Source organism: Cupriavidus sp. UGS-1 (genome assembly GCF_021213615.1).
Taxonomy (GTDB): domain Bacteria; phylum Pseudomonadota; class Gammaproteobacteria; order Burkholderiales; family Burkholderiaceae; genus Cupriavidus.
On the sequence record NZ_JAJQJF010000011.1, the window covers coordinates 166,840 to 185,889 of the forward strand.

Annotated in this window: 16 protein-coding genes and 2 pseudogenes; 7 read left to right on the plus strand and 11 right to left on the minus strand. The window is 69.5% G+C overall.

Annotation, left to right across the window (positions count from 1 at the left end; genetic code table 11):
- Positions 1-64: 64 nt before the first annotated feature.
- The 5 genes from LRR16_RS15825 to LRR16_RS15845 all read left to right on the plus strand — a co-directional run bounded on the left by LRR16_RS15825 (position 65) and on the right by LRR16_RS15845 (position 5,774).
- The gene (locus LRR16_RS15825) at positions 65-952 is read left to right on the plus strand and encodes a LysR family transcriptional regulator (protein WP_006579852.1); all 888 of its coding nucleotides are present in this window, start codon (positions 65-67) and stop codon (positions 950-952) included.
- Positions 953-1,059: 107 nt separating this feature from the next.
- Positions 1,060-2,040, plus strand: coding sequence for an SDR family oxidoreductase (locus tag LRR16_RS15830; RefSeq protein ID WP_232206478.1), 981 nt, complete (start codon positions 1,060-1,062; stop codon positions 2,038-2,040).
- A 196-nt stretch (positions 2,041-2,236) separates the two neighbouring features.
- Complete coding sequence (locus LRR16_RS15835; RefSeq protein ID WP_255674145.1) at positions 2,237-3,514, plus strand: MFS transporter; 1,278 nt, start codon at positions 2,237-2,239, stop codon at positions 3,512-3,514.
- A 111-nt stretch (positions 3,515-3,625) separates the two neighbouring features.
- A complete protein-coding gene (chrA, locus tag LRR16_RS15840) occupies positions 3,626-4,849 on the plus strand; it encodes a chromate efflux transporter (protein WP_232206480.1) in 1,224 nt (407 codons plus the stop codon).
- 166 nt (positions 4,850-5,015) lie between these two features.
- Positions 5,016-5,774: a UdgX family uracil-DNA binding protein gene (locus tag LRR16_RS15845; RefSeq protein ID WP_232206481.1), complete on the plus strand. Its 759-nt coding sequence runs from the start codon at positions 5,016-5,018 to the stop codon at positions 5,772-5,774.
- Here LRR16_RS15845 and LRR16_RS15850 read toward each other — a convergent pair.
- From LRR16_RS15850 to LRR16_RS15875, 6 genes and pseudogenes are all read right to left on the minus strand, one after another.
- Positions 5,771-6,172 carry a Na+/H+ antiporter subunit G gene (locus tag LRR16_RS15850; protein WP_006578891.1) on the minus strand — a complete coding sequence of 134 codons (402 nt, stop codon included), beginning with the start codon at positions 6,170-6,172 and terminating at the stop codon, positions 5,771-5,773. The genes LRR16_RS15845 and LRR16_RS15850 overlap by 4 nt on opposite strands.
- An 11-nt stretch (positions 6,173-6,183) precedes the next feature.
- Entirely contained in the window at positions 6,184-6,459 is a 276-nt protein-coding gene (locus tag LRR16_RS15855) for a K+/H+ antiporter subunit F (protein ID WP_006578890.1), read from the minus strand.
- A complete protein-coding gene (locus LRR16_RS15860) occupies positions 6,444-6,947 on the minus strand; it encodes a Na+/H+ antiporter subunit E (RefSeq protein ID WP_232206482.1) in 504 nt (167 codons plus the stop codon). Before LRR16_RS15860 ends, LRR16_RS15855 begins: the two co-directional genes overlap by 16 nt.
- The gene (locus tag LRR16_RS15865; RefSeq protein WP_232206483.1) at positions 6,944-8,494 is read right to left on the minus strand and encodes a monovalent cation/H+ antiporter subunit D; all 1,551 of its coding nucleotides are present in this window, start codon (positions 8,492-8,494) and stop codon (positions 6,944-6,946) included. Before LRR16_RS15865 ends, LRR16_RS15860 begins: the two co-directional genes overlap by 4 nt.
- A gap of 155 nt (positions 8,495-8,649) precedes the next feature.
- A pseudogene (locus LRR16_RS15870) lies at positions 8,650-8,970 on the minus strand (Na+/H+ antiporter subunit C); the annotation flags it as partial.
- A complete protein-coding gene (locus tag LRR16_RS15875) occupies positions 8,970-11,777 on the minus strand; it encodes a monovalent cation/H+ antiporter subunit A (RefSeq protein ID WP_232206484.1) in 2,808 nt (935 codons plus the stop codon). The pseudogene LRR16_RS15870 and the gene LRR16_RS15875, both read right to left, overlap by 1 nt.
- A gap of 382 nt (positions 11,778-12,159) precedes the next feature.
- On the opposite strand from LRR16_RS15875, the gene LRR16_RS15880 reads away from it, so the two are divergent.
- The gene (locus tag LRR16_RS15880) at positions 12,160-12,588 is read left to right on the plus strand and encodes a hypothetical protein (RefSeq protein WP_043437284.1); all 429 of its coding nucleotides are present in this window, start codon (positions 12,160-12,162) and stop codon (positions 12,586-12,588) included.
- 63 nt (positions 12,589-12,651) lie between these two features.
- On the opposite strand, the gene LRR16_RS15885 is transcribed toward LRR16_RS15880, so the two are convergent.
- From LRR16_RS15885 to LRR16_RS15905, 5 genes are all read right to left on the minus strand, one after another.
- The gene (locus LRR16_RS15885) at positions 12,652-12,885 is read right to left on the minus strand and encodes a hypothetical protein (protein WP_232206485.1); all 234 of its coding nucleotides are present in this window, start codon (positions 12,883-12,885) and stop codon (positions 12,652-12,654) included.
- Positions 12,886-12,921: 36 nt separating this feature from the next.
- A complete protein-coding gene (locus tag LRR16_RS15890; protein WP_053823726.1) occupies positions 12,922-13,371 on the minus strand; it encodes a PA2169 family four-helix-bundle protein in 450 nt (149 codons plus the stop codon).
- A 240-nt stretch (positions 13,372-13,611) separates the two neighbouring features.
- Positions 13,612-14,208, minus strand: a complete 597-nt coding sequence (gene ribA / locus LRR16_RS15895; protein WP_023263528.1) for a GTP cyclohydrolase II — start codon at positions 14,206-14,208, stop codon at positions 13,612-13,614.
- Positions 14,209-14,403: 195 nt separating this feature from the next.
- A complete protein-coding gene (cls, locus tag LRR16_RS15900) occupies positions 14,404-15,831 on the minus strand; it encodes a cardiolipin synthase (protein WP_232206486.1) in 1,428 nt (475 codons plus the stop codon).
- A 272-nt stretch (positions 15,832-16,103) separates the two neighbouring features.
- Positions 16,104-17,948 carry a phosphodiesterase gene (locus tag LRR16_RS15905; RefSeq protein WP_232206487.1) on the minus strand — a complete coding sequence of 615 codons (1,845 nt, stop codon included), beginning with the start codon at positions 17,946-17,948 and terminating at the stop codon, positions 16,104-16,106.
- A 327-nt stretch (positions 17,949-18,275) separates the two neighbouring features.
- Here LRR16_RS15905 and LRR16_RS15910 point away from each other — a divergent pair.
- Positions 18,276-19,050, plus strand: a pseudogene (locus LRR16_RS15910) (hypothetical protein); the annotation flags it as partial.

Below are 19,050 nucleotides of genomic sequence, written 5' to 3' on the forward strand. Positions count from 1 at the left end.
GATTCTAGGGACGGCGGGTATAGTTTTCCATTATCCAGAATCTGTTTATTCATATCGTTTCAGTATGGAAACTCGCCATCTGCGCTACTTCCTGGCGGTGATCGACCATGGCAGCGTCAGCCGCGCCGCCGACTGGCTCGGCATCGCGCAGCCAGCATTGAGCACCGCGCTGGCCCGCATGGAGAAGGATCTTGGCGTCCGCCTGTTCGAGCGCTCGCGCCGCGGCGCCCAGCCGACCCCGGCGGCGCTGGCGATCCTCGACGATGTGCGTACCAGCGTCGAACGCATCGACGCGGCGGCAAGGCGCGCGCAGGAGATCGGGCGCGGCAGCGCGGGGCAATTGACGATCGGCCTGGTCTCGTCGGCGCTGTTCGATACGCTGCCGCGCGCGCTGCGCGAGCTGCGCCGGCGCGCGCCGGGCGTGCGCGTGATCCTGCGCGAGATGAGCAATGCCGAGCAGGCCGAGGCGCTGCGCACCGGTGCGATCGATATCGGCCTGATGCATACGCCGGTGGCGGTCGGCGGCCGCATGCGCGAGCGTCCGCTGCTGCGCGACCGGCTCGTCGCGGCAATCCCGGACGAGCTGGAACCCGGGCCGGATGGCAAGGTGTCGCTCGCGCAGATCGCCGACGCCGGCCTGGTGATGTATCCGCAGTCGCAGCTGCCGGCCTTCCATGCCGGCATCCTCGACGCGATGCGCAAGGCGGGCCACGAGGCCCACGTCGCGCAGGAGGCCAACCGGACGCTGACGGTGCTGGCCTGCGTCGCCGGCGGCTGCGGCGTGGCGCTGCTGCCGAGCTGGATCCGATCGATGAACTTCCGCGGCGTGCGCTTCTGCGAGGTCCGCGACGGCGCCGCGCTGCCGACCTTCGACTTGTCGGTGATCTGGCCGGCGCGGTCGGTGCCGACGCTGGCCGATCTGTTCGCCGGTCTGGAGATGGGGCCGGCCTAGCGGCATGGGCTGACAGCACGGCGGCGGACAGGCTCGGCGGCCGATCAGCCGTGGCATGGCGTTTGCATCGTCACCCCGCACGATTGCCGATCCGCGAAGGAGTGACCATGCGCCCGTCCCGTCCCGTCACCATCGTCATCACCGGCGCGTCCAGCGGCATCGGACGGGCCACCGCCGAGGCCTTCGCCCGCCGCGGCGTGCGCCTGGTGCTCGCGGCGCGCGGCGAAGCGGCGCTGCGCGAGGTCGCCCATGTCTGCGCCGCGCACGGCGCCGACACGTTGACCGTGCCGACCGACGTCGGCGACGCGGAAGCGGTGGCGGCGCTGGCCCGGCTCGCGGCCGACACTGGCGACGGCCGCATCGACGTCTGGATCAACAACGCCGGCGTCGGCGCGGTCGGCCTGCTGGAGCAGACGCCGGTCCATGCGCACGAGCGCGTGCTGCGAACCAACCTGATCGCCTACCTGTACGGCGCGCACGCGGTGCTGCCCTACTTCAAGCGCGAGGGCCACGGCACGCTGATCAATGTGCTGTCGATGAACGCCTGGTCGCCGTCGGCTTATGGCGTGTCCTACACCGCGAGCAAATACGGGCTGCGCGGCTTCAGCGAAGCGCTGCGCGCCGAACTGTTGCCCTTCCCCGGCATCCACGTCTGCGACATCTTCCCCGCGGTGGCCGATACGCCCGCCTTTCGGCATTGCGCCAACTACACCGGCAAGGCGATCCGGCCGCCGCGGCCGCTGGTCGATCCCCGCACGATCGCCCGCGCCATCGTGCGCGCGGCTGCGCAGCCGCGCCGCCAGGCGACCACCATCGGCAGCGTGGCGTGGCTGTCCCGCCTCGGCAATCTGGTCGCGCCGGGCCTGACGCGCCGCTTTTCCCAGCAGCTGGCCCAGCGCTATCTGGACCGCGCCGACCACGCGTCACGCACCGATGGCAATCTGTTCGATCCGACCGAAGGCTATCTGGCCGTGGACGGTGGCTGGCGCAATCGCACGGACGCGTCTCGCGCGGCGCAGGTCGGCGTGATCGGCGCCGGCCTGCTGGCGTTCGGGATTTGGGCGCTGTGGCGGCGGCAGGCCGGCTAGGGACGGCCAAGGTCGACCCGCGTGCCGGCGGCGTCATGCTGCGCTGCCGCACGATCGCGCGTTTTGCTTCACAATAACGTCGAAGCCGGCCGCTTGTAACTCGACGAGCGTGTCAGCGGGCCGCAGAGCCCGCGCTCCGGCCAATCACAAGATCCAAACAACACGCGTCCGCGCGATCTCTTGCAGTCATCTCCTCATGTCCGCCCCTGACGGTAGCCCATACGATCCGATCGACTCCATTTCACACGCCCCCGCCTCTTCCGCAGCCTCCGTGACTTCGTCTGACGTCCCCGGCAAGGCCGCACGCCGCGCCGCGCGGCTCGCGCTGCTGGCGCTGGGGGTCGGCGGCTTCGCCATCGGCACCGGCGAATTCGTCATCATGGGCCTGTTGCCCGACGCCGCCAGCGACCTCGGCATCACGATCCCGGCCGCCGGCCATCTGATCAGCGCCTATGCACTGGGCGTGGTGATCGGTGCCCCGCTGCTGGCGGTGCTGGGCGCGCGGCTGCCGCGCCGCACGCTGCTGCTGGCGCTGATGGCGGTCTTCGCCGTCGGCAACTTCGCCAGCGCGCTGGCGCCCGGCTACGGCCCGATGATCGTCGCCCGGCTGCTGACCGGCTTTCCGCATGGCACCTACTTCGGCGTGGCGGCGCTGGTCGCCGCCAGCCTGGTTGGGCGCGAGCGGCGCGCGCAGGCGGTCGGCATGGTAATGCTGGGGCTGACCGTCGCCACGCTGGTCGGGGTGCCGATCGCCGCGGCGATCGGCCAGTGGTTGGGGTGGCGCTCGGCGTTCGCGCTGGTCGGCCTGATCGGCGCGCTGACGGTGCTGCTGGTCTGGCGCTGGGTGCCCTTCGTGCCGGCCGACCGGCACGCCAGCCCGCTGCGCGAACTGTCGGCGCTGGGGCGCAAGCAGGTCTGGCTGACCCTCGGTATCGGCGCGATCGGCTTCGGCGGCATGTTCGCGGTGTTCAGCTATATCAAGCCGACGATGATCGAACTGGCGCACATGCCGGCCAGCGGCATCCCATTCGTGCTCGCGCTGTTCGGCGTCGGCATGGTGATCGGCAACCTGGCAGGCTCCAAGCTGGCCGACAAGGCGCTGATGCCGACCATCGGCGGCGTGCTGGTCTGGTCGGCGGCCGTGCTCGGCGCCTTCGTGCTGACCGCGCCGCACGCCTGGCTGGCATCGGCCAATGTGCTGCTGATCGGCACCGTGGTTGCGCTCGGACCGGCGCTGCAGATCCGGCTGATGGATGTCGCCGGCGATGCGCAGACGCTGGCCGCGGCGCTCAATCACTCGGCCTTCAACATGGCCAACGCGCTGGGCGCCTGGCTGGGCGGCGTCACGATCGCCGCGGGCCTGGGCTGGCAATCGACCGGCTGGGTCGGCCTGCTGCTGGCGGCCGGCGGCCTGCTGGTCTATCTGCTGTCGCTGTCCGACGCCTCGCGCCGCCGCGCGCCGGCCGCTGCCTGACGATGCGGTAGCCGCGCCTTGCCGCCGCGGCGTCATCGGGCTGCGCTACCATGGCGCTCCCTGCACTCGAGCCGACGCTCGTACCGGTCCAGCACCATGGAGCCAGAACCGATGCCGGCCACCGACGGCCATCCCCTCGCCCCCAACCGCCATCCGGTATGGGAGGTGTTCGTGGCCTTCCTGCGGCTGGGCCTGACCTCCTTCGGCGGCCCGGTCGCGCATCTGGGCTATTTCCACCAGGAGTTCGTGGTGCGCCGGCGCTGGTTCGGCGAGCGCGTCTATGCCGATCTGGTCGCGCTGTGCCAGTTCCTGCCGGGGCCGGCCAGCAGCCAGGTCGGCATGGCGATCGGGCTGTCGCGCGCCGGCCTTGCCGGCATGCTGGCGGCGTGGATCGGCTTCACGCTGCCGTCGGCCATCGCGCTGATCCTGTTTGCGCTGACCCTGTCGACCTGGGGCAATGTGCTGCCCGCCGGCATGCTGGCCGGGCTGAAGATCGTCGCGGTCGCGGTGGTGGCGCAGGCGGTCTGGGGCATGGGCCGCTCGCTGTGTCCGGACCGCCCGCGCGCGACGATCGCCGCGGTCGCGGCCTGCGTGGTGGTGCTGGTGCCGGGAGCGCTGGCGCAGATCATGGTGATGGCGGTGGCCGCATTGCTCGGCCGCGCGATGCTGAAGACCGCGCCGGCCGCCGAGCACGACCCTTTGCCGATCGCCGTCGGCCGCCGGCTCGGCGCGCTGCTGCTATTGCTGTTCGCCGCATTGCTGGTCCTGCTGCCGCTGGCGGCGCAAACCTGGCCCGGCCAGGCGCTGGCGCTGATCGATGCGTTCTACCGGGCCGGCTCGCTGGTGTTCGGCGGTGGCCACGTGGTGCTGCCGCTGCTGCAGGCGGCCGTGGTTCCCACCGGCTGGGTCGACAACGACGCCTTCCTGGCCGGTTACGGCGCGGCCCAGGCGGTGCCCGGTCCGCTGTTTACCTTCGCCGCCTTCCTCGGCGCCGCGATGCGGATCGCGCCGAGCGGCTGGGCCGGCGGTGCGCTGTGCCTGGTCGCAATCTTCCTGCCGTCGTTCCTGCTGGTCGCCGGCGCGCTGCCGTTCTGGGAGCGGCTGCGCCGCAGCCCGCATGCGCAGGGCGCGCTGGCGGGCGTCAATGCGGCAGTGGTCGGCGTGCTGCTGGCGGCCTTGTACGACCCGGTCTGGACCAGCGCGATCCACCGCCCGGCCGACTTCGCGCTGGCGCTCGCCGCGCTGGTGGCGCTGATGTTCTGGAAGCTGCCGCCGTGGCTGGTGGTGCTGGCCTGCGCGTTCGGGGGTTGGGGGTTGTCGCTGTTGCCGCTGTGATTCCGCTGTGATTCCGCTGTGATTCCGCTGTGATTCCGCTGTGATCCCGCTGTGATCGCGCTGTGATCCCGCTGTGATCCGATCCCGGCGGATCGGACCCGGCGCCGTTGGCATGCGGCGTGCTTGAACGACGGATGCGGTTCCGCAGCACCGCCAGCCACGCGCCATGTCCTCGCCATCCCGCCCCACCCCACCCGATGACGCACCCGACGACGCGCCGGAACCGTCCGACCAGCGGCCCGCCACGCTCGATGCCTGCCGCCGCTGCGACCTGTGGCGCAATGCCACCCACGGCGTGCCCGGTGACGGCCCGACGCCGGCGCCGGTAATGGTGGTCGGCGAACAGCCCGGCAACCAGGAAGACCTCGCCGGCAAGGCCTTCGTTGGTCCCGCGGGCCGGCTGCTCGACGAGGCGTTCGAGAAGGCCGGCTTGTCGCGCGAGTCGGTATTCCTGACCAACGCGGTCAAACATTTCAAATGGGAACTGCGCGGCAAGCGGCGCTTGCACAAGACGCCGGCGCAACGCGAGATCGAGGCATGCGGCTATTGGCTCGAGGAGGAACTGGAACGGGTTGCGCCGCGCGTGGTGGTGGCACTCGGCGCGACGGCGCTGAAGGCCGTGCTGGGGGTCAAGGCAACGTCGCTGCGCAAGGTGCTGCGCCAGCCGATCGAGCACGAGGGCCGCACCGTGATACCGACCTACCACCCGTCCTATGCGTTGCGCGTGCCAGATCCCGCGGCGCGCGAGGCCGCCTTCGATGAAATCGTCGCGGCCTTGAAGCTGGCCGCGAAGGTCAGCGGCAAGGCCGCGCGCAAGCGCGCCGGCGGGTCGGTGGCCAAACCGACAGCGGCGCCCCCATCCAACGCTGCTTCGAGGCCCCGCGCGAAGCCGGCGCCCAAGCCTCGGCGAGCGGCGAAATCCTAGCGCCCGCCAGTGCCGTCCTCGTCGTCCTCGTCGTCCTCGTCGTCCGGCCCGGACTCGGCGCCGCGATCGGTCAACCAGGGCCGTCCGCGCGTGGGCGGATGGACCGGCACGCGCTGCTGCATCGCCGCCTTGGCCAGCATATGCGCGCTGATCGGCGCGGTCAGGAACAGGAAGGCCGTCAGCAGGATCTCGTGCAGGCTCCAGCCCTCGCCGAGGCTGCTGAAGTAGACGACCGAGGCGATCACCACGCCGCCGACGCCGAGCGTGGTCGATTTGGTCGGCCCGTGCAGCCGCATGAAGAAGTCCGGCAGGCGCAGCAGGCCGATCGCGCCGACCAGCGTGAACAGGCTGCCGATCAACAGCAGCGCGCAGACGATGGCTTCGAGGTAGAACGGCATCGCGGAACTCCCTACTTCAGCTCGATGATGTCGCCGCGCTGCAGGTACTTGGTCAGCGCGACCGTGCCGATGAAGCCCATCACCGCCAGCAGCAGCGCGACCTCGAAGAACTGCGCCGAGCCGAGCCAGATGCCGAACACCACGATCAGCGCGATCGCGTTGATGTTCAGCGTGTCCAGCGCGACGATGCGGTCCGGCAAGGTGGGCCCGATCAGCAACCGCAGCAGCGTCAGCAGGAAGGCGATGCCGAGCATCGCCAGCGAAATCGGAATCACGATGGCAAGCATAGGAAGATCTCCCTCAACGGCGCCTCGTAGCGCGACTTGATGCGCGCGATCATTTCGTCCGCATCGTCGAGATCCAGCACGTGGATCAGCAGACAGCGGCGGTCGTCGCTCAATTCGGCGCAGACGGTGCCGGGGCTCAGCGACACGATGCTGATCAGCGCGGTCAGCGCGATCTCGTGCTCGGCTTCGAGCGGCAGCTCGATAAAGGCCGGCTGCAGGCGCGCGCCACGCACCAATACGAGCCAGGCGACATGCACGTTGGCGACGACGATGTCGACCGCGACATGCCAGACCAGACGCAACGCGAGCCACGGCCGCGCTAGCCGCAGCGGCCGCAGCCACAAGCGCCGGCCGACGCGCAAGCCGAAGGCCCAGGCCAGCAGCGCGCCCAGCAGCCAGTCGCCCGGCGCGGCGGCATTGCCGAGCAGCAGCCAGATCGCCAGCAGCATCGCGCTGAGCCAGGGATGGGGCAACAGGCGCCGCATCATCGTGCCGGCTCCGTCGGCGCGCCCAGCACCGCGCGCGTATAGGCGGCGCGATCGAACAGCTGCAGCGCGGTCGCATCCAGATAGGCGGACAAGGGCCGTGCGAACACGACCAGCGCCACGCTGCAGGCCAGCAGCAAGGCGCAGCAGACCAGCTTGGCCGCGTCCGGCCGGCGCACCGGCGGCGTACTGGCGTCGGCCCGCGTGACCATGCCGTGCTCATGCGCGGCAGCAGCCGCCGGCCCCTGCCACAGCAGGCGGCTGCCGGTGCGGCTGATCGCGACGATCAGCGCCAGGCTCGACACCAGCACCGCCGGCCACAGCACCGCGGCGCCGTTCCATTCGCCATACAGCGGCACCGCCTGCATCAGCATCACCTTGCCGATGAAGCCGGACAGCGGCGGCAGCCCGACCACGACAATCGCGGCGGCCAGATACAGCGTGCCGGCCAGCCGCGAAATGCCGCCGCCGACCGGCATCCGGCCCGACCGCATCTCCAGCGAATCGGCCAGCAGGAACAGCGCGGCGGTGCCCACCGTGGTGCTGGCCAGGTAGTACAGCGTCGCGCTCCAGGCCTGCGGCGTCTGGATCGATACGCCCGCGCACAGCAGTCCGACCGACACCAGCACCAGATAACCGGTCAGCCGTTTCATCGAACGCGCCGCCAGCGCGCCGCATGCCGCCAGCACCATTGTGACGATCGCCAGCCACCACAGCCAGTGATGCAGGAAGGCGCCGAACCAGCCGCGCCCGCCGTCGAACAGCAAGGCGTGGCAGCGCAGGATCGCGTAGACGCCGACCTTCGTCATGATCGCGAACAGCGCCGCCACCGGCCCCGCCGCCGCCGCATAGGCGCGCGGCAACCAGAACGACAGCGGAAAGATCGCGGCCTTCAAGCCGAACACCAGCATCAGCATCGCGCCGGCCGCCAGCGCCAGCGGCACCTCGGACCGCGCCAGCCGCGCCAGCCGCTCGCCCAGATCCGCCATGTTCAGCGTGCCGGTGATGCCGTACAGCACGCCGATCGCCAGCAGGAAGAACGACGAGCCGACCAGGTTCAGCACGACGTAGTGCAGGCCGGCGCCGATCCGCTCGCTGCCGCCGCCGTGGACCAGCAACGCGTACGAGGCGATCAGCAGGATCTCGAAGAACACGAACAGGTTGAACAGATCGCCGGCGAGGAACGCGCCGTTCAGGCCCATCAGCTGGAACTGGAACAACGCATCGAAATGCCGGCCGGCCCGGGTATCGCGCTCGCCGGCGCTGAGCACCGCGGCCGCGCCGAGCAGCGCCGTCAGCAGCAGCATCAGCGCCGCGAGCCGGTCCAGCTGCAGCACGATGCCGAACGGCGCGGCCCAGTTGCCGAGCGCGTAGACCGCGATATTGCCGCTGGACGCCTGGCCCACCAGGCTGGCCGAAATCGGCAGCAGCGCCAGCGTGGCCAGCACGCCGAGCCAGCGCGAACGCGCGCGCCAGCGGGCCGGCAGCACCACCAGCAGGCCGGCGCTGAACAGCGGCACCAGGATGGGCAGCAGCATCGCGTGGTTCATCGCGCCTCCTCGCTGGCCGGGGATGGCGTGGTGGACGGCGCGGTAGACGGTGCGGCGGGGGGCGTGGCGGACGGCGATGCCGAGCGCGCGCGCCCGGCATCCTCGGGACGTTCGGGCTCGGGCGGCTGCCCCGGCGTCGTCGCCCACGGATCGGGCGGCTCGTCGCCGTCGACATGATCGCTGCCGCGCAGGGCCCGCGAACGCAGCGCCAGCACCATGATGAAGGCCGTCATCGCAAAGCCGATCACGATCGCGGTCAGCACCAGCGCCTGCGGCAACGGGTCCGCATACTGCGCGCCGGGCGCGATGATCGGCGGCTTGCCGGTGGTCAGCCGGCCCATGCCCAGCAGGAACAGCGTGACCGCATAGGTCATCAGCGTCAGGCCGAGCACCACCGAGAAGGTGCGCGCGCGCAGCACCAGATAGATGCCGCAGGCGGCAAGCACGCCGATGGCGGCAGCAAACACGGCTTCCATCAGGCGGTCTCCGCGATCTGGCGCGCGGCGGCCACCCGCTTGTCGCGCACGCCCAGGTGGGACACGATCAGCAGCACGGTGCCGACCACGGTCAGATAGACGCCGAGGTCGAACAGCAGCGCAGTCGCCAGTTCGATGTCCCCGATCCAGGGCAGGTGGAAGTGGCCGAACGCGGTGGTCAGATACGGATAGCCGAACGCCCAGCTGCCCAGGCCCACCAGCCCGGCCAGCAGGATGCCGGCGCCGGCGATCGCGCGATGATGCAGCGTGATGCGCGACTCGGTCCACAGCACGCCGCTGGCGATGTATTGCAGCAGCAGCGCCACCGCGGTGATCAGCGCGGCGACGAAGCCGCCGCCGGGCAGCTGATGCCCGCGCAGCAGCATGAAGACGGCCACCAGCATCGTCAGCGGCAGCATCAGCCGCGCCAGGATCGCGAGCAGCAGTGGATGGCTCTGGCGCGACCATGGCATGTCGTTGGGACCGGCGGTCGGGGCCGGCAGCCTCAGGCCCTTGAGCAGCGCATGGACGCCGAGGCCGGCGATCAGCAGCACGCAGATCTCGCCCAGCGTATCGAAGCCACGGAAGTCGACCAGGATCACGTTGACGACGTTGTGCCCGCCGCCGCCCGGCACGCTCTGCGCGATGAAAAAGTCGGCGATGGTCTGGTGCGGGCGCGTCATCACCGCGAACGCGGCCACGCCGACTGTGCCGCCGCCGGCCAGCGCCAGCGCGGCATCGCGCAGATGCCGCGCGGTGCCGGCGCGCTCGGGCAGGTCGACCGGCAGGAAGTACAGCGCGAGCACCAGCAGGATGATGGTCACCACTTCGACCGAGATCTGCGTCAGGGCCAGGTCAGGCGCCGAGAAGCGGGTAAAGGCCAGCGCCACCATCAGTCCGCACAGGCTCGCCATCAGCAGCGCCACCACGCGCTGGCGGCGGGCCATCACCACCGCGATGGCGGCGATCGCCAGCAGGGCCAGGCCGGCCGCCGTGACCGGATCGACGGCCGATAGCGGAGCCGGCCCCTGGGCGCGCTCGAGGTCGAACAGATAGCGCGCCGGCAGCAGCACCATGGCCGCGATCGCGAAGGCCAGGTAGCGCTGCAGCGAGCCGTTCTCGAACAGCAGCGCAATACGCCCGGCGGCGCGCTCGATCCGTTCGATCGCATCTTCGAAGCGGTCGCGCGCGTTCAGCTGCGGCAGCTTCGCGTGATAGTGGCGGAACGAATCGCGGCGCAGGAAGAACAGCGCGCCGCCCGCCGCCATCGACAAGGCGCTCATCGCCAGCGGCAGATTGAAGCCGTGCCACGGACTCAGGCTGTAGATCGGCAGCGGCGCGCCCATGGTGCCGCGCGCGGCCGCATCGAGCAGGCCGGCGACGGTGTGGTTCGGAAACAGCCCGACTACCAGGCAGGTCACCACCAGGATCTCGACCGGAATCTTCATCCAGCGCGGCGGCTCGTGCGGCGGGTAATGCGGCAGGTCGTCGGGCTCGCCGTCGAAGAAGACCCCATGGATGAAGCGCAGCGAGTACGCCACGGTCAGCGCGCCGGCGGCGGTCGCCAGCGCCGGAATGGTCCAGTTGAACGGACCGAGCAGGCCCTGCGCCAGCGTCTCGCCGAAAAACATCTCCTTGGAGAGGAAGCCGTTGAGCAGCGGCACGCCGGCCATCGCCAGCGACGCGACGATCGCCAGCAGCGCGGTGTGCGGCATGTAGCGGCGCAGCCCGCGCAGGCGGCCCAGGTCGCGCGTGCCGGTCTCGTGGTCGATGATGCCGGCGGCCATGAACAGCGAGGCCTTGAACACCGCGTGGTTCATGATGTGGAACAGCGCGGCGACCGTGCTCAGGCCGGTATCGAGTCCGAACAGCAGCGTGATCAGGCCCAGGTGGCTGATCGTGGAATACGCCAGCAGCCCCTTCAGGTCCCGCTGCAGCAGCGCCATGCCGGCGCCCACCACCAGCGTGGCGAGGCCGGTCATGCTCAGCATGTAGAACCACCAGTCGGTACCCTCGAGCACCGGATACAGCCGCGCCAGCAGGAACACGCCGGCCTTGACCATGGTGGCCGAATGCAGGTACGCCGAGACCGGCGTCGGTGCCGCCATCGCATGCGGCAGCCAGAAGTGGAACGGAAACTGCGCCGACTTGGTGAAGACCGCGAGCAGCACCAGCACGATCATCGGCGGATACAGCGGGTGTTTCTGTGCGATACCGGCGCTGGCGATCACGTCCGACAGCTCCATGCTCCCGCAGATATGGCCGAGCAGCAGCACCCCGGCCAGCAGCGCGAGGCCGCCGCCGCCGGTGACCGTCAGCGCCATGCGCGCCCCCTTGCGCGCATCGGAGCGATACGACCAGAAGCCGATCAGCAGGAAGGAAACGATGCTGGTCAATTCCCAGAACACGACCAGCAGCAGCAGATTGCTCGACAGCACCACGCCGAGCATCGCGGCCATGAACAGCAGCAGCAGGGAGAAGAAGCGCGCGGTCGATTGGCTGCGCGACAGGTAATAGCGCGCATACAGCAGCACCAGCAGGCCGATGCCGAGCACCAGCAGCGAGAAGGCGTAGGACAGGCCGTCCAGGCGCAGGCTCAGCGCGAAGCCCAGGCCGTCGAGCCACGGCATGCGCCAGGCCAGCACCTCGCCGCTGAAGATCTCGCTTCGCACGCTGGCCAGCAGAGCCAGTCCGAGCATCGGCGTGCCGAGCACCAGCGGCGCAGTCAGCGGGCGCAGATGGCGGCCGACCAGCGGGGTCAGCATTGCCGCGCCCAGCGGCAGGGCGATCAGCCACAGCATCACCATCTGTCGTCTCCGGCAGAGCGTGCGGGAAGGCGAAGAGAAGGCGGTGGAACCAGCCGCGCCGAGCATCGTGTGCGCAACATGGGGCTATTGTGCCCCATGACACCGGCATCGCGGCGATTGTTATGTCTGCCCTAAAAATAATTCACATCGAATGGGGACCATTGCACGCGAACCTGCATGCCGCACCGGGCGTATCACCGCATTCCAAAGAGCGCGGCCATTCGGGATAGCACGAGGTTGGATCGCCCCCCGGCGCCTACATATACTGGCATGCGGCCTGCATCGACGGCCGCACGACGCATCGTCCACGAGCATGCATACGCACCGCGCCGCTACCCCTGCCGCGCGGGACGACCGCACAACACCGAACCGGGAGCGGAGAATGGGGATGCTGACTGAAGAACAATACCAAGCCACGCAGGAATCGCGCCGCGCCGGATTGCGCGCGCTGCGCGCCGCGCTGCTGAAATCCCACAAGGAGATCATCCAGCACGACCGTAACGAATATGAACGCCTCTATGGCCCGATCCCCGCGGGCCAGTTCGTGCAGATCGTCACCGAGGACAACTATTTTCGCTGGCTCGACCCGCTGTCGCGCCTGATCGTCGAGATCGACGAGGAGCTCGACGGGCCCAAGCACCACGACGGCACCTGCCGCGCGGTGGCGGAGGCCGCGGCGCGGCTGTTCAGCACGCAGGGCGACCCCGCGTTCCGCGAGCGCTATCACGAAGCGCTGCAGGACGAGCCCGCGGTCACCGTCGCGCACGGGCAACTGATGTCGGTAATCGCACAACTTCGCAAGCTGCCGTAACGCGCGCGCACGACAAGACGCGGGAGCCGTGCGGCTCCCGCGTTCATTTGCACAGATCCGCGATCAGCCGGTGCGCGCGCCCTTGCCGCCCTCCTTGCCGGGCCGGCCCGCGCTGCCGCTGTCGTCCTTGTCGGGTTCGACCGCGATCGGATCGCTGGCCGGGAACGTTTCCTCGAGCGCCTCGTCGAGATTGCGCTCGGTCTGATCCTCGCCCGCCCCACCCTGGCCCTGCTGGCCGGAGCGCGGAACCGCGGTGTCGGACTTGTTGGACTTGCCGGACTTGTCGGGCTGGCTCATCGTCTGTCTCCTTCGCGTGGCAAGGGCCGGAGCCGGTCAGGTCGCGCGATAGCGGTTGCGCAGGTCGCGCACCAGGTCGTGGTTGCGCAGCACGCCGTGATACTGGCGCTCGATCAGCGCGCGCACTTCGAAGCTCAGGTCGTCGTGCTGCAGGGCGTCCGCGTATTTCTTCTTGGCCACGTCCTCGCCGCGCTCGCACTCTTCCAGGATCGACAGATCGGTGCGGTTGGCGACCGCGCTGCGCAGGCTGACCCAGCCCCGGTGCAACGCGCCGGCCACGCTGCCGCCCTCTTCCGGCCGGCCGCCCAGCGCGATCACCTGCGACTGCAGTTCGCGGATGGCGGCGCCGATCTCGGTCGCGCGGCTGGTGAACAGTTCCTTCAGCTCAGGATTGGTGGCGTCCTCGGCGGCCTTCAGAAAGCCTTGCTCGCCGTCGCGCGACACTTCGATCAGATCGTTGAGCACATCGACGTTCTTGTCTGCCATGGCGACTCCTCGTTATCGTGGTGCCGCCGCATGCCGCGGCGGCGGTTGCAGGACGTATGCAGCGAGGCTGCAAAACGGCGCGCACCGCATGCGGTGCGTCCATGCCTTCACGATAAGAGAAGCGGCGGGCGGGGACTGTAAGCAGGCCGCCCGAGAAGCTGTCGGCCGATGCCTACAGGGTTGGTGCAGCGCTTCTGCAGGGGTCTCGTCCGGCCCGTCGGCCGGATCGACGGCGCACCGTCAGTCCAGCAGATGCCCGAGCCGGACGCGCTTGGTGGCCAGGTATTTTTCGTTCTCGGCGTTGGCAGGCACGCTGTGGCGTACCTGCTCGAGCACGGCGATGCCGGCCTCTTCGAGCTGCTGCCGCTTGCGCGGATTGTTGCTCATCAGCCGGATCGATTTGACGCCCCATTGGCGCAGCAGATCGGCGGCGAAGGCATAGGTGCGCGAGTCGACCGCCTGTCCCAGCGCCAGATTGGCGTCGACGGTGTCCAGCCCGCCATCCTGCAGGCTGTACGCGCGGATCTTGTGGCCCAGGCCGATGCCGCGGCCTTCGTGGCCGCGCAGATACAGCAGGATGCCGCGGCCCTCGGCGGCGATGCGCTCCATCGCCAGCGCCAGCTGCTCGCCGCAATCGCAGCGGCACGAACCGAATACGTCGCCGGTCAGGCATTCCGAATGCAGCCGCGTCAACACGCCCTCGCCGGCGATATCGCCGACGCTGAGCGCCAGGTGTTCCGTCCCGCTGGTCGCGCCCTTGAAGGCGTGAGCGGTGAACTCGCCGAAGCGGGTCGGCAGCCGTGCCGAACCGATCAGCGTGATTTCCGTGTCGTTCATATCATCTTGCCAATGCGTGTGCGCCGGATGCCGTGGCGGCGGGCGGGAGTGGGTCCCGGGAGTCCGCTGCCGGCCTGGTGATGCCCTGCCGATGGCCCCTTCCAGGGCGGCGCCTGACGCAAGGATACCGCGAATCGGAAATGGGCCGCTGGAGGCCTCCGTAACCGGACCCCGGACCCGGCGCGTTCTCCACCCCTACAGGATCGGCGCGAACAGCTTGGCCACGTGCATTGCCACGCGGCGCAGTCCCGGGGCTGCCAGGTATTCGTCGCGGCCGATCTCGCGGGCCTGCGCAAAATCGGCCAGCAGCATTCCCTCGACCTGGCCCGCGAAGGCGCGATCGGCGGTCATCACGGTCAGCTCGAAATTGAGCCGGAACGAGCGGTTGTCGAGGTTGGCGGTACCGACCGCCGCCAGTTCGTCGTCGATCAGCATCACCTTCTGATGCAGGAAGCCAGGGATATAGCGGTAGATGCGGATGCCCGCGCAGATCGCCTGATAGGCGTACAGCGTCGAGGCGGCGAACACCACCTTGTGGTCGGCGCGTCCCGGCATCAGGATGCGCACGTCGACGCCGCGCAGCACGGCGAGCCGCAGCACCGCGAACACCGCCTCGTCGGGCACGAAGTACGGCGTCGTGATCCACAGCCGCTTGCGCGCGGCCTGGATCGCCTCGACAAAGAACAGCGAGCAGGTCTCCTGCGAATCGGCCGGACCGCTCGGCACCACCTGGCACACCATTGCGCCGGCCGGTTCGGCCGGCGGCAGCAGCAGCGTCGGTACCTCGCGCGAGGCCCAGTACCAGTCCTCCGCGAAGGTCATCTGCAGGTCCAGCACCGCAGGGCCGCGCACTTCGATATGGGTATCGCGCCACGGCGCCAGCGGCGGCCTGCGGCCCATGTATTCGTTGCCGACATTGTGGCCGCCGATGAAGGCGCGCTCGCCATCGACGACCACCAGCTTGCGGTGATTGCGGAAGTTCAGCTGGAAGCGATTGACGAAGCCGCGATGCGGCGCGAACGCGCTGACCTTGACCCCGCACTCGGCCATGCGGCGAACGTAGTGGCCGGGCAAGGCATGGCAGCCGATGCTGTCGTACAGGAAATAGATCTCGACGCCGGCGGCCGCGCGCTCGCACAGCAGTGCCTGCAGCTCGCGCCCCAGCTCGTCGTCATGGACGATGAAGAACTGCACCAGCGCGACGCGGCGCGCGGACTTCAACGCGGCGAAGATCGCCGCAAAGGTCGCCTGCCCATCGACCAGCAGTTGCACATGATTGCCGGACAGGCAATGCAGCCCTGTCAGCCTTGGCAGCGCGCGCAACCCAGGGTGATCGGGTTGCCGGACAATGCAGGCCTCGCGCTCTTGCGGCTCCATGCCGTGGCGCAGTTCGCGCATCTGCTGGCGATAGAAGCGCCGCGCATTGACATAGCCGACGAAATTGCTGCTGCCGAACACCAGGTACGGCACCAGCGCCAGATACGGTATCAACAGCAGCGAGCCGGCCCAGGCAATGGCGCCCGGCGCGGTCCGGACCGTCATCACGGCATGCATCGCGGCAAACACGCCGACCAGGTGGAAACACAGGACAATCGTCGCGACAACGCTGGTGCTCGGTAACATCGGCTGCCATCCGCTGCGGAATCCGGTTGAACGATGAACGATGAACAGTGAACGCTGAACTGCCGCGCATTGTGGCATAGGGGGCCCGCATCGCGGCCTTCCATGTATGCGACATGGACGCTCGTCGGTTCGATGCCGCCCTCTGCATTTTTTTTAGGCAGTCCGATGGCACGACGCGCCGGCGCACGGCTGGCGCCCTGCCCGGTCGGGTTATCCACACAATCTGTGGATAACCCGAACACCCGTTCGCTGATCGGCCGCAGGCCGGTCGCTCAATGTGGACGGCCCTCTGCCGGTTCGTCGGAGGGACCCGCCGCGGCCAGCGTCGGCGCGAGATCGACGACCGCGAAACCGGCCGGGTCCTTCTTGGCGTCGCGCTTGGCGGCGGCCGCGGCGGCGGCGATATGGCTGCTGCCCAGGCGCCAGCCGTCGGTCTCGGCGCGCGCGGCGCCGTGGGCCACGCGGACCGCGCCGATGGCCATGCTGACCATCGGGAAGAACGCGCTGCGGCCATGGCGGTCCTCGCCATGGATGCCGCCTGCCGCGCGGTCGTCCGCATCGTAGAGCTCGCGCGCGGCGCGATTGAAACGCGCGATCGCGCCGCGCGCCCGCTGGCTCCAGTCGGCGCTCTGGTACAGCACCAGGAAGTCGTCGCCGCCGACATGGCCGAGGAAGTCGCGCACCGGATCGCAGGCATCGGCGAGGATCGCGGCCGCGCCCTTGATCATCTCGTCGCCCTTCCAGTAGCCGTACTGGTCGTTGAAGGGCTTGAAGTGGTTCAGGTCGACATAACAGGCGCAGAACGCCGCGCCCGCATCGAGCAGCCGGTCGACATGCTGGTTCAGCGGAATATTGCCCGGCAGGAAGGTCAGCGGATTGGCATAGCGCGCCGCCTCCATGCGGATCTCGGTGACGGCGCGGATCAGGTCGGCGCCGGTGCCCAACCCGGCATAGCGGCCGCCGTCGGTGATGATGAAACCATCGGCCAGATAGCGCTGGTTGCCGCTGGCCAGGCTCTTGGCCATGGTCTCGATGGTGGCGCCGCGATCGAAGCAGACCGGCTCGCGATGTGCCATCAGGATGCAGGCCTTCTTGCCGTACAGCTCGCGATGAAACGGCGCGGCATAACGATCGATGAAGCTCTGCCGGTTGATGATGCCGATTGGCTTGCCGTCCGCATCGAGCACCGCCAGCGCATGCAGGCCGGGGTGGGCATGGAACAGCGCCAGCACCTCGTTGTTGGTTTGCTCCGGCCGCACCGTCGGCGCGCGCCGCAGCAGCTTGCCCGCATTCGGCCCGGTCCAGCCCGAACGGACGACCTGCGGAAACACCGCGATCTGGCGCGACTCCAGCGCCTGCACGACGTCCCGCGGCGGCGCCTGCGACGGCTCCGGCAACGGCCGGCCGAGCAGATAGCCCTGGCCGAACGGCACGCCAAGATCGCGCAGCACCGCCAGCTCCTCGCTGTCCTCGATGCCTTCGGCGATCACGCTGGTGCCCAGCGCATCGGCCAGGCTCAACACGGTGCGCATCAGTTCCAGCCGCCGCGAGCACGAGGCCACGCCGTGCACCAGCGATTTGTCGAGCTTGATGAATTGCGGCGTCAGCTGGACCAGCAGGTCGAGATTGGCATGGCCGGTGCCGAAGTCGTCCAGCGCATAGCGCAGGCCGAGATCGCGCAACACCACCATCGCGTCGGCGAACGCCGCCATGTCGCCGATGCGGGTCTGCTCGGTCAGCTCGATCACCACCCGCCCCGGCGCCACCGTGTTGGCGAGCAGCGCCGACATGCCGCGGCCATGGTCGGCCAGCAGCTGGCGCAGCGTCATCGGACTGAAATTGACGAACAGCAGCCCCGGCAACTGCAGTTCGGCAAAGCGCGCCAGCGCGGCCCGGGCCGCCTGCACTTCCAGCGCCATCGTATCGGCGGGGCTGACGGCAAGCCGGAACAGCGCTTCGGGCGAGGCCAGCGGCGAGCCCTCGGGTCCGCGCAGCAGCGCCTCGTATCCCAGCAGATCGGCCGACTCGAAGCGCACGATCGGCTGGAAGACGGCGCGCAGCGGCGGCAGACGCATCGGCGCGGCCGCTGCGCCGGATTCGATCACGGCAACGGACATGGGGATCTCGACAACGGTGTGAAGGACGCCGGGATGCACGCGGCGGCGGCGTTGGTGGCCTGGCGCCCGGCATCGACGAGGCGCCCGGCAAGGCAGCCTATTTCATGACAGTCATATGACCGCCATATGACAACCCCGCCGCATGGCGGGACGTCACGGCAACGTCACATCGCCTCGCCAGCATGGCGCCCAAACAAGCAAACAACCATTGACGGGCGCCGCGTGCGGCGGGGGAAAACCATGTTGCAAGGGTTCAGAACGGGTTGGCCGCGCTGGCGGTCGAGGTTCGGCCTGCGATCGATGGCAGGCAACGGGATCGCAGCGGTGATGGACACCGCTGCCACGGCACGAACAGGGGAAACGACAACGGGAGCCGCCGCATCGTCGCCGGACGCCTCACCGCAGTCCTCCACAGGCCGGCGGCTGCGGCGCCTGCCGCTGGCCGCGCGGCTCGGCACCGCGTTCGTGCTGGTCTACCTGTTCGGCGCGGCGGCCGCGGTCAGCGGCATCGTCAATCTGGTCGCGCTGAAGGACAAGACCGACACGCTGTATCAGCGCGACATGCGCGGCGCGGTGGCCGCCGAGCGCGCGCAATCGGCGCTCGCCGGGCTGGGCCACGCCCAGCTGGCGTTGACGATGGCCACCAGCACGGCCGAGCGCGATACCGCCGCCCAGCAGATCGCGCAGGCGCTGCGGACGCTGGACACCACGCTGTCCGGCGTCGCCCGGGCCGCGCCGGATCAGGCCGAGGCGCTGGCGCGCGAGCGGGCCAGCGCCGCGCAGTTGATGCAGGGCTATGTCGAACTGCTGCGCAAGCAGCCGCTCGACGCGCTGCAGTTCGACAGCGCGGTCTCCGTCGAGGGCCACTTCGTCGCCGAACAACTGGCCAAGCTCGGCACGCAGGTCGAGCAGGCGCGCGCGCGCCTCGAGAAGCAGGCTGCCGATACGGTGGCTTCGGTCTCGTCGAGCCAGGCCCGCGCGCAATGGATCGCGATGGCGATGCTGGCGGCGAGCCTGGTGGCCGCCGCGGTGCTGGCATGGCTGGCCGCCCGCGCGCTGCTGGCCGAGCTCGGCGGCGAACCGCGCGAGGCGGCCGACGCGG